The organism is Bifidobacterium criceti (assembly GCF_002286935.1).
GTDB lineage: Bacteria > Actinomycetota > Actinomycetes > Actinomycetales > Bifidobacteriaceae > Bifidobacterium > Bifidobacterium criceti.
This window is the reverse complement of the sequence record NZ_MVOH01000025.1, coordinates 1-7,997: the sequence shown is the minus strand read 5'-3', so window position 1 is coordinate 7,997 and position 7,997 is coordinate 1. Positions and strand designations below refer to the sequence as shown.

The following is a 7,997-nucleotide window of genomic DNA, read 5'->3' as shown; positions in this document are numbered from 1 at the left end:
CAAGGCGTGTGGCAAAAAGCGACAGCTGGATATTGCGATACAGTTTCCCCGCACCCTCTTCGGTGAGTGTCATTTGGGGGCGTAAGGTGTGCAGGGCTTCCGCGAGCGCTTTCGGCGTATCGATTTCGGTGCGTCCGAGTTCGAGGAACTCCTCTTCGGTGATGAATGGTTTGTTCATGATCATCCTTCCTATACGGTGGAACTGTACAATCTGTTATTGCTTAATTATAAGATATCATATTTTACATACAGTGTTTTCTTTATCATAGGATAAATATTTTAATACATTGTCATGTTTTTTGACCAATATCAAGTCATGCTATAGAGGTCTTGTGAAACGACCTGAATGCATATGCTCGACTACTTGGTCTCGCTTTGTGGCGGTCTTGGTGTCTGCGGTGGGCCTCCGTTTGTCAGTGTTCGGATTTCAGTCCGGCTCCCATGTTGCCGTTGCTTTTTGCGGAGTGCAATATATTGCAGTGTTGTGATGGCCGCGACGGTGGCGTCGCATACGTATCGTCGAATACATATCGTCGTTGATATGTATGCTTGCATAACCTTGCAGAGTTCTTACATTGAAAGGATATATCCTTTCAATGTAAGAACTCGCTGACATACTACGTTGACGGTATTCCTGTCCGGAAGTCACGATGGCCGCACGATCTGCATCGCGCGGCCGTCTTCCATCAACGTGAAACCGTGTCGCTCGTAGAACGGCGCATTCTTGCTTTCCTCGGGCATCACCTCGAGGAACATGTAATCGGCATAGCGTTCCTTGACATGTTCGACGAGGCCGCTGCCAACATGCATGCCCTGGTATTTCGGATTCACGAGCACCCAATGCATGTACGCGAGCATGTCGCCGTCATCGATGACGCGCGCGAGGCCCGCGAGCTGATTGCCGTCCCATGCGCTGATGACGGTGTCGCTGCCGAGCAGTGCGCGGTAGACGCGGTCGGGATACTGCGCGGATTGCCAACCGACCGATGCGAACAGTTCGTGAATCTGATCCTATGTGAAGCGTTTCTCGTCCGTGTATTCGATTGCCGTAGCTGCAGGCTATATCGCGGAGCCTATATCAGCCTATATCAGATGGGGGAATGGGGGACTTCGGTATGTTGTGTATGGATGTGTGTGTCGTGCGGTGTTGGCGTCGCGCGGTGCCGCAGTGTGTGGGGATGCTGGACGCTGAGGCGGCGTTAGCGTCGCGCGTTGGTGGGCGATGCGGTATCGCTGGTCGGTTGGGCGGTGTTGGCGTCGCGCGGTGCCGCAATGTGCGGTGACGCTGGACGCTGAGGGTAATGGTTACGTCGCGCGATGCCGCGAAGTGTGTGATTGCGCGTCGCTGAGGTGGCGTGAGCGTCGCGCGATGCCGCAGTGCGCGCAGTCGCACGACGGCTGTTTGTAAGGCGTAAGCATATGGGGGCGGCGCTCGCAGCGCGTATGGAAGATACCGAAGATACCGAAGATACCGAAGTGATCTGCCCACGCTGCGGTTCGCGGAATATTGCGAACATCATGTACGGTATGCCCGTGTCCGACGCGGAGCTGCAACGTGAGCTCGACGAAGGCAAGGTGGTTCTCGGTGGGTGCGAGGTTGAGGGGATTTATCCGCTGCCGCGCTATCAATGCAATGACTGCGAAGAAGAGTTCTGATGCGTGCGAAAGACGTTGATTGGTTGACCGTCTGCCGTTTTCCACTGTGCCCAGCCGTTGCATGAGTGGCCGGTGGCGAATGCGGCAGCTTGCGACGGCGAGCTGAAACGCACGTCCGCGCGCACGGTGCCATCGGTGCCGACATTGCTGCGGCGCAGCTCGCGTACGCCTTTGTCTATGCTCGTACTATCGTTGGCGGCCACGTGCTGCCCTGCGCGTATCGTGAGCATGTCATCATCGACGACCATCTCCACATGCAACGGCGGACGTTTTCTGTCGAGATAATACGTGCTTTCGGGAATACTTTGGATGTCGGTGTGTTCCTGATGGTTTTTCGCGGCGTCGTCGAAGACTTTGCTCTTGGATTCCGTACTCGACTTCGGATAGATTTGACGACCTTCGAATGACGAGAGCAGTTCGATTGCGAGATTGATGTCAAGTGCGAACAATTCGGATCCGGGGACGCGCGCCTTCGAGAAGATATCGTCGAGCATACGTTCCTTCTCGTCGTAATCCTCGACCTCGATCGCGAACCTGCGCCGCAACCCCGTCACATTGCGGTACCCATTGTGCTCAAGCTCATACATGCGACCGTCGAAACGATCCGTCGTCGTCTTACCGATCTTGATCAATCCAGACACGACCGTCGACATCACGTAGAGTACGCCTGTGGACATTGGGGTCTCCTTTGGGGTTGGAACGTTGGTTTTCAGTATACGGAAAAAGGATTTGTGGCGACTGTTCGCTTCCATCGGTGTTGTTACTGCGAATCGAATCTTATGAAGGTGACTGAAAACGGTGTTTTCAACTTGCGTGTTTTCAGTTTTCGTGTAATCTATATGAAAAAGATTGAAAACATGGTTTTCAATCGACAGGTGGCGACCATCATCAAGGAGTTAGATATGTCCAATGGCGAGCAGTGTCGTTTAGCGCATCGCAACCTGTTAATTAACACGACGGAAATCGCTCAGATGGCGAATGTGAGTGTATCCACCGTCTCCAACTGGAAACGTCGTAGCGACACATTTCCGGAACCTGTCGGCACCAAAGACGGGAAGCCGGCGTTTGACTACGATCAGGTGTCCGGGTGGTTGCGGGACAACAACAAGGAGTTCCATGACAACCGTATGCGCAGCCTTGTCTGGGAGTATGCCAACCGAGTGCGAGGGAAGATGGATGCCATTGAAGGCGGGGCGCGGTTTGTCGCCCTTCTCCATCTTCGCAAGGCGGCGAGTGAATATGGTCTTGAAGTTCAATGGCAGACACTTGTAGACGATGGAGATAAGGAATCATGGGTGTCCTATGTGGACGCCATCGAAACCATAGAGCGTGAGGCGAAACATCTTCTATCGAATTATGTTGTCGATTATGTTCGGAGTCTTATCAAGAGCGACGATATCGAAACCATTCAAGGCAATGTTTCACTCGTTGATGCCATCGATTTGCCGAACATCATGGATGCTGCGGATATGGTGATTGACGCCATGTGGGACAACCGGCAAGCCTACCTTGGGGATAACGGCTCGCCCCTCTATCATGTGATGGCCGAGATGGCGAATACATGGGCGAAGACTTGTTCCGAACCGAATCCAACCTTCTACGATCCCGCGTGTGGCGGTGCCTTCGTCGCGATGCGGGTGGCATTGCGTAATCCGCAGTATCGTTTTGCGCTTGCGGACATCAATTCAGTTGCCGCTGTCATCGCTCAAGCCAGGTTCTTCCTGCAATTTGGTACAGACGCCACAGAGACCGTTGTTCTCAATGACCTGATTCGAAAAGATCCGTTCCCGGATTTGAAATGCAACCTTTCGGTGGTTACGCCGCCGATGGGACTTTCAGCCAGTTCTGATGCAGATGTGACCGATCATCGATGGAAATATGATGTTTCCAATGGGGGAAGCCGTCAGCGTGCATTCTCTTCTGAAGTGGCATTTCTGCAGGATTGTATCTTCCATCTCGATAAAGAGGGGAGAGCATTCATTGCGCTACGCCCCAGTTTCACTACGAGCAGGTTGCTTGCAAACCTTCGCCGACGTATGGTCGCGGACGGGGTGATTGAGGCCATCATATCGTTGCCGCGTCGGCAGCTCCGTGATACGAGCATTCCTCTCGACATATGGGTACTGTCACACGGAACGAAGCCAAACCGCGTGTATCTCATTGATTGTGCTTCGGCCACGGAAGAGGCGCCGCAAGGGGGATTGCCTGTCTATCTGTCTGAACCGCTCAATGGATACGCCGATGGTAAGTACCGGTGGATGGATGTGGCGTGCGCCGAGATACTTGCCGAGGACAATGTCTCGCTCGCTCCGGATAAGTGGGTCAAACCGGAAGGAATGAAGCCCAAGAATATCTGCCTCGAGAGTACTGAGGAGATTTCAGAAATCAGACAAGGGTTGGGCCAGATAGATGATGAGTCCAACCCATTGCGTGATTTGCCGAGCTCGCTCGCAAACATGAAGGAGAGCAGAGTCTTCACCTTACGAGAACTGGTGGATAGCAATGAAGCCGAACTCATACGAGGGAACACGCAATCAGTTGGAAGGGATGCGGTGTATCAAGAAGATGTGATCACACCACAGATTCTTTCCGAAGGTATGGCATCGCTGACGAAGAGCGGGAATGTTGGCAAGCGAGAGCACATAACGGAGCCTGGCGATATCGTGTTCCGCAAACTCGGATCCACCCATGCGGCGGTAGATGTTGAAGGTGGGCACCGAATGTCCCACACGGTATTGGCGCTCCGTATGAAGGGCGACAACTGGATTCCCGATTTTGTTGCCATCTGTCTGCAAGCAGCATGGAATCAAAAAGACACTCCACGAAACATCGCCGGCCAAATCGACCCACTAGATATGGAACTGCCCGTGGTTTCGCTTGAGATGCAGCGCAAACTCGTGGAGATCCAACGTGCCGCCGATGAACTGAAGCATCTGAGCGCCGCCGCGGCAGGCTATGCCACCACTCTCTGCAATGCCATCAGGTTTGGTGCCGAAGAAGGGTAATTGATAAAGTGATGAAGGGAAGAGATACGTGCATGAAGATCCTTATATTTGATGAGGTGAACAATGAGTGTTCTTGAGGATGGGTCACATACAGCCCTTGAAAAAAACCTGAGCAATGTTATCGCTACAGCCGCCTTGAATGAGGATTGGTATGAACAGCTCATTATTGAGCACTTGGCAGGAAGATTTGGCTACGAGCATCTGTATGGCCCTGATGTGCATCGTACTGATGACTCGTACCGGGATGTATTCCTTCCTGATGTTCTCCCGGTGGCTTTGAGCCGAATCAACCCGAGTTTGCCGAAAGAAGCTATTGATGAAGCCATTCGCAAGATTCAGAATACTGAAGTGAGCAGTCTGGAACAGCGCAATGAGACATTCAACGACTACCTGCAATCCGGAGTTGAAGTGCGGTTCTTCGACGGCGAAGAAGACCGCGATGACATCGTTCGGCTACTTGATTTCGATAATCCAGAGAACAACGATTTCCATGTGGTGAACCAGTGGACGTTCGTGGAATATTCCGAGAAGCGACCCGACGTTATCATTTTCGTAAATGGCATGCCGTTGGTGTTGTTCGAGCTGAAGTCCCCATCGCGTGAGGAGACAAACGCTTCGGACGCATACCTGCAGCTGCGTCAGTACATGAGGCAGATACCAAGCATGTTCGTGCCGAATGTGTTCTGTGTGATGAGCGATATGACCCAGACCAAGGTCGGTACGATTACGTCCGATGAGGACCGTTACGTAGCATGGAAGTCTGTAGACGGCGATTATTCCGAAACGAAAACCGCGTCATGGAAGACCATGATCGATGGCATGCTCCCGAAAGATCGCCTGCTCGATATCATCCAGAATTTTGTATGTTTCAATGATTCTTCCGAAAAAGTGGTGAAAATCATTGCCGCGTACCACCAGTATTTTGCTGTGCGGAAAGCCATCGCTAGAGCTGAGGAAGCCGTAAGTGGAGATGGTAAAATCGGCGTGTTCTGGCACACCCAAGGAAGTGGAAAATCGCTTTCGATGGTATTTTTCGCGCATTTGCTGCAGCGTTATCTTGAAAGCCCAACAATCGTGGTCATCACCGACCGCAACGATCTCGACGATCAGCTGTTCGGGCAGTTCAACCGGTGTGCCAAGTTCCTGCGTCAGAAGGCGGTTCAGGCTGAGAGCCGCAAAAACCTTCAAGAATTGCTTGAAGGACGTGAGGCGAACGGCATCATCTTCACGACCATGCAGAAGTTCTCGGATGGCGATGAGCCGTTGTGTGACCGAAGCAACGTTGTGGTGATGGTGGATGAAGCGCATCGTGGGCAGTACGGTCTGACCGAACGAATCAACGCAGATGGCCATGTGTCGGTCGGCGCGGCTCGAGTTGTACGTAAGGCACTCCCGAAAGCATCTTACATTGGTTTCACTGGAACGCCAATCTCCACGGATGACCGCAACACTCGTGAGATTTTCGGCGACTACATCGATGTATACGACATGACCCAGTCCGTCGAAGACGAGTCCACCAAGCCGGTCTATTACGAAAGCCGTGTTGTTTCGCTTCATCTCGATGAAAATGCGCTAGGCCGTATCGACGCGGCCTATAAAGAATTCGCTGATCAAGCCGATGAAGCGAGCGTGGAGAAGTCCAAGCATGATCTCGGCGGACTCGACGCAATCTTCGACACTCCTGAAACCATCGACGCATTGTGTCGCGACATTGTGGACCATTATGAGAACAATCGCGCCGATATCCTGGCAGGCAAGGCCCTCGTCGTGGCGTATAGCCGGCCGATCGCGATGAAGATCTACTACAAGATTATGGAACTTCGCCCTGAATGGAAGGACAAGATTGGCGTGGTGATGACCATGTCGAATCAGGATCCCGAGGGATGGTTCGAGGTATGTGGTGGCACCACGCACAAGAAAGAAATGGAACGCAGGTTTAAGAACGATTCCGATTCCCTCAAAATCGCCATCGTTGTGGATATGTGGCTCACTGGATTCGACGTGCCCAGCCTGTCCACTATGTATGTGTTCAAGCCGATGAAGGGGCACAACCTTATGCAGGCCATCGCTCGCGTCAACCGCGTATGCAAGGGCAAAGAGGGCGGTTTGGTCGTAGACTACATCGGCGTCGCCGGCGCGCTCAAACAGGCGATGAGAGACTATACCAACCGCGACCAGCACAATTACGGCAACATGAACATCGCCGAGACCGCCTATCCAAAATTCCTTGAAAAGCTGGACGTGTGCCACGATCTCATGTATGGATTTGACTATCGCAAGCTGATTTTCCAAGACAACCGGGAAGCGCTTGCCGATGCCATCGCTGAGGGAACCGACTGGATGCTTGATCCGGAGCGGCACGAAGACATGGAGGACTTCCTCAAGCAAAGCCTGCTTATGAACCAAGCGCTGAGCCTGTGCAAAAGCATGGTGAGTGAGGAGGACGCCCACGAGGCTGCTTACCTGTCCGTATTGCGCGTGCAGATTCTACGTCTAACTGGACGAGGCGCCGGTGGTGGAAACGGCATGACGTATGCGGAATTCAACAAGCGAGTGAGTGAGATTCTCCAACAGAGCGTGCATGCAGACGGCGTGCTCAACCTGTTCGAGAAGGATAGTGTAGAGATTTCTCTGTTCGACGAAGCGTTCCTCAAAGAAGTCGCCGATATGAAGGAGAAGAATATCGCGATCGAGAGCCTGAAACGTCTCATCAAAGAAAAAGTGCGGGCATACGGTCGCACGAGCGTGGTCAAGGCCAAGAAATTCAGTGAGATGCTTCAAAACACATTGAACTCGTATCTCAACGGCATGCTTACGAATGTGCAGGTTATCGAAGAGCTCATCAACATGGCCAAAGAAATCATGAAGGATCGAGACGACGCGCAAAAGCTCGGTTTGAGCGGCGAGGAAATGGCGTTCTACGATGCGATTACCAAACCGCAGGCTGTCAAAGATTTCTACGACAATGACCAGCTTGTCTCGATAGCCAAGGAACTGACTGAGACTATGCAGAAGAGCGCTACGATAGACTGGCAAAGGAAAGAAAGCGCGAGAGCTGGCATGCGTCGGGCCATCAAACGTTTGCTGCGCAAGTACGAGTATCCGCCTGAGGGGGTTGATGACGCCATGAACACCATTATGGAACAATGTGAATTGTGGGCTGATGCCAAGATCTATGAATAGCAGGAAAGGCTTAGCATGGTGAAGAAGAAGGATAATACCGCCGAAATCGGCTTCGAGAAGCGGATTTGGGGCGCTGCAGACAAGCTTCGAGGCAACATTGACCCATCTGAATACAAGAACGTTGTACTCGGTCTGATTTTCTTGAAGTACATT

General features: G+C 52.4%; 6 protein-coding genes. 4 read left to right on the top strand and 2 right to left on the bottom strand.

Annotated features, from left to right (window positions below; translation table 11 throughout):
* Positions 1 to 645: 645 nt before the first annotated feature.
* Positions 646 to 1,005, bottom strand: coding sequence for a GNAT family N-acetyltransferase (locus B1526_RS08765; protein ID WP_327078365.1), 360 nt, complete (start codon positions 1,003 to 1,005; stop codon positions 646 to 648).
* 414 nt (positions 1,006 to 1,419) lie between these two features.
* Here B1526_RS08765 and B1526_RS08760 point away from each other — a divergent pair, with 414 nt between their 5' ends.
* Positions 1,420 to 1,656 (top strand): hypothetical protein, encoded by a 237-nt coding sequence (locus B1526_RS08760; protein WP_095615673.1) that lies wholly within the window; start codon positions 1,420 to 1,422, stop codon positions 1,654 to 1,656.
* Here B1526_RS08760 and B1526_RS08755 read toward each other — a convergent pair.
* On the bottom strand, positions 1,626 to 2,333 hold the full coding sequence (locus B1526_RS08755) for a DUF4357 domain-containing protein (protein WP_095615672.1): 708 nt from the start codon (positions 2,331 to 2,333) through the stop codon (positions 1,626 to 1,628). The two genes, B1526_RS08760 and B1526_RS08755, sit on opposite strands and share 31 nt — an antisense overlap.
* Before the next feature lie 102 nt (positions 2,334 to 2,435).
* Here B1526_RS08755 and B1526_RS08750 point away from each other — a divergent pair, with 102 nt between their 5' ends.
* The 3 genes from B1526_RS08750 to B1526_RS09375 form a co-directional block, all read left to right on the top strand.
* Positions 2,436 to 4,661, top strand: a complete 2,226-nt coding sequence (locus B1526_RS08750; protein ID WP_095615671.1) for an N-6 DNA methylase — start codon at positions 2,436 to 2,438, stop codon at positions 4,659 to 4,661.
* 63 nt (positions 4,662 to 4,724) lie between these two features.
* A complete protein-coding gene (locus B1526_RS08745; protein ID WP_095615670.1) occupies positions 4,725 to 7,844 on the top strand; it encodes a type I restriction endonuclease subunit R in 3,120 nt (1,039 codons plus the stop codon).
* Between the two features lie 15 nt (positions 7,845 to 7,859).
* On the top strand, positions 7,860 to 7,997 hold a 138-nt coding region (locus B1526_RS09375), incomplete at its 3' end, for a type I restriction-modification system subunit M N-terminal domain-containing protein (protein ID WP_201260154.1).